This window comes from Pseudomonas poae (genome assembly GCF_001439785.1).
GTDB lineage: Bacteria > Pseudomonadota > Gammaproteobacteria > Pseudomonadales > Pseudomonadaceae > Aquipseudomonas > Aquipseudomonas poae.
Window position 1 is genome coordinate 1 of the sequence record NZ_JYLI01000047.1, and the last position, 2,733, is coordinate 2,733.

General features: G+C 58.2%; 4 protein-coding genes. All 4 read right to left on the reverse strand.

Annotated elements, in window-relative coordinates; translation table 11 throughout:
- Positions 1 to 44 precede the first annotated feature (44 nt).
- Genes TU75_RS27245 through tnpA form a run of 4 tightly spaced genes read right to left on the reverse strand, consistent with a single transcriptional unit; the run spans position 45 to position 2,672 of the window.
- A complete protein-coding gene (locus tag TU75_RS27245) occupies positions 45 to 395 on the reverse strand; it encodes an ASCH domain-containing protein (RefSeq protein WP_082630590.1) in 351 nt (116 codons plus the stop codon).
- A gap of 51 nt (positions 396 to 446) precedes the next feature.
- Positions 447 to 1,973: an IS66 family transposase gene (gene tnpC, locus TU75_RS26065; protein WP_060550543.1), complete on the reverse strand. Its 1,527-nt coding sequence runs from the start codon at positions 1,971 to 1,973 to the stop codon at positions 447 to 449.
- A 49-nt stretch (positions 1,974 to 2,022) separates the two neighbouring features.
- Positions 2,023 to 2,358 (reverse strand): IS66 family insertion sequence element accessory protein TnpB, encoded by a 336-nt coding sequence (gene tnpB / locus TU75_RS28275; RefSeq protein ID WP_060550544.1) that lies wholly within the window; start codon positions 2,356 to 2,358, stop codon positions 2,023 to 2,025.
- Positions 2,355 to 2,672, reverse strand: a complete 318-nt coding sequence (gene tnpA / locus TU75_RS26075; RefSeq protein ID WP_057452779.1) for an IS66-like element accessory protein TnpA — start codon at positions 2,670 to 2,672, stop codon at positions 2,355 to 2,357. Before tnpA ends, tnpB begins: the two co-directional genes overlap by 4 nt.
- Between the last annotated feature and the right edge of the window lie 61 nt (positions 2,673 to 2,733).

Genomic DNA, 2,733 nt, shown 5'->3' on the forward strand with positions numbered 1-2,733 from the left:
GTAAGCGTCTGCCCAACACATCTTGCTCAATGTTCAGCGTCCGTCTAGAAGCTGAAATCTACCTCGTAAATACCCCGGGCCGCACGGATGCTCACAGGGCGTGTGACTGGCCTTACGTCACTCAACTCCCATGCGAGCCAGCCATCTTCAAAATAGCTTGCACAAGCTGCTTGCATGTCAGCGAGGATGAAGGGGCGCACGGCTTTCACGCGCACAATTGCGACGGCAATACCGTCATCGTCTTCGTCCCTATCGGTATGGAGAAATCGGCCGTTTTCGACAATCAGGAGATCCTCGGAAGGATCTAATTCTGGATGCCAACGACGAACTTCGAGGGTTTTCTCGCCAGAAGCGATTCGGCCGCCACTGGGCCGTACAATTGATAAAGCCTTGATGGTTTTCTCCTAAAATTAGAATAAGTGCTCAGCCGAGTCACCTTGCGCAGGTCAGCCCGGCATCCACTGATGCGGCAGTAGATGCCCAATCTCACTGGCCTTCTGCCTCGGCAGCCGCGTCAGCACATCCTTGAGATATGCATACGGATCATGTCCATTCATGCGTGCCGACTGGATCAAACTCATGATCGCTGCCGCTCGTTTACCGCTACGAAGAGACCCAGCGAACAACCAATTGGAACGCCCAAGCGCCCATGGCCTGATCGTGTTCTCCACCGGATTATTGTCGATGGGCACAGCACCATCATCCAAGTAGCGCGTCAGCGCTACCCAGCGTTTCAAGCTGTAGTCCAAAGCCTTGGCCGTAGCCGAGCCTTCTGGCACAAGCTCGCGCTGAGCCAGCATCCACTCATGCAACTTTCCTGCGATGGGAACCGCTATTTCCTGACGTAATCGCCTGCGGTCTTTATCGCTCATTTCTTTGGCTTGCCGCTCGATCTCGTACAGGCCGCCAATTGAGTGCAGTGCCTGTTCGGCCAGTTGGCTCTTGTTCGCCACATGCAGGTCGAAGAACTTACGGCGAGCGTGCGCCATGCAGCCGATTTCGGTGATGCCCAGTTCAAAGCTGGCCTTGTAACCCGCGAAGTCATCGCAGACCAGCTTGCCGTTCCACGTGCCAAGGAAGTTACGTGCATGTTCCCCAGCACGGCTGGGGCTGAAGTCGTAGACCACGGCCTTCAGTGCCGAGAACGGCGTCGTGCAATAAGCCCAGACATAAGCTCGGTGCGTTTTCTTCTCGCCAGGCGTTAGCATCTGCACCGGGGTTTCATCGGCATGCACGACTCGCTGAGCCAGCACCGCCTCGCGCAGGGCATCCACCAACGGCTGGAGTTGCACGCCAGTTTGGCCCACCCACTGAGCCAGTGTTGAGCGCGGGATCGCAAGGCCTACACGGCCAAAGATCTTTTCCTGTCGGTACAGCGGAAGATGGTCGGCAAACTTGGCCACCATCACGTGGGCCAACAGCCCGGCAGTTGGGATGCCCTTGTCGATCACTTGGGCCGGTACCGGCGCCTGGATCAGTGTTTCGCACTGGCGGCAGGCCCACTTCCCACGTACATGCTGCTCAACGGTAAACACGCCCGGTGTGTAATCCAGCTTCTCGCTGACGTCTTCGCCGATGCGCTGAAGCTGGCACCCGCAAACGCACTGGGTGTTCTCTGGCTCGTGACGAATGACGGTACGTGGGAACTGCGGCGGCAGCGGCGCGCGCTTGGGCTTTTGGCGGGTTTCGTCCGACGTCGGGGTAGGACGAAGCGCATTCAGTTCTGCCTCGATGGCCTCAAGGTCGGTGTTGAGCAGGTCATCCAGCAAGCTGCCTTGCGCCGGGCTGATTTGCTCGCTGCGCTTGGCAAACTTATGGCGCTTGAGGATGGCTATTTCGTGAGAGAGCTGCTCGATGATCGTCTCATCACGATGGCTCTTTCGGCCCATGGTGTCGACCTTCGACAGCAACTGCGCAGCGAGTGCGCGCAGTTGTTCAGGTGTCATCTGGTCGAGATTGGGCGAGGAAGTCATGCAGTGGATTTTACCAAAGCGATCCACCTGCCACAGCGCAAAAACAAGGCTAAATCAATGTGATTGCGCCGTTAGCGCCAACCCGCTGCCATGGCAAACCGAGCACCAACGCTTGAAGTTGTTCAGCGTCGAGTTCGACTTCCAGGCCGCGATGAGTGCCAAGCCAATGGAATTTCCCTTGGTTCAACCGCCGTGCGGCAAGCCAGATGCCCACGCCATCATGCACCAGCACCTTCATCCGGTTGGCACGGCGATTGGCGAACAGATAAGCGCAGTGCGGCTTCGCCGCACCGAATACTGCGACCACGCGGGCCAGCGCCGTGTCGGTGCCGGCACGCATGTCCATGGGCTCCGTGGCGAGCCAGATGGCGTCGATGCGGATCATTGCGATAGGCTCCGGATAAAGTGTGCGCAGCCGTCCGGGTCGGAGATGGGCCATTTGACCGTGATGGATTTGTCGCCCAGCGGCAGTGCGATAACCACCGCTTCATCAGCGTGCCTTTTAGGTATCGGTTGCAGCGGTACGAACGCGGGAAGTGGAGCGACGGGTTTGTCCCGGTAAATCGGCAGCCACTTGCGGATGACGTTGGCGTTGATGCCATGGCTGATGGCGACGCTGGACACCGTGGCGCCTGGTTGCAGGCATTCCTGCACGACCTGGGCCTTGAAGGGTTTGGGGTAAGAGCTTCGTTGGCGCATGAGAATCCTGGCGATAAGGGTGATCGCGTCCGCTTAAAAATAGGCGGACACCATCGCCCTT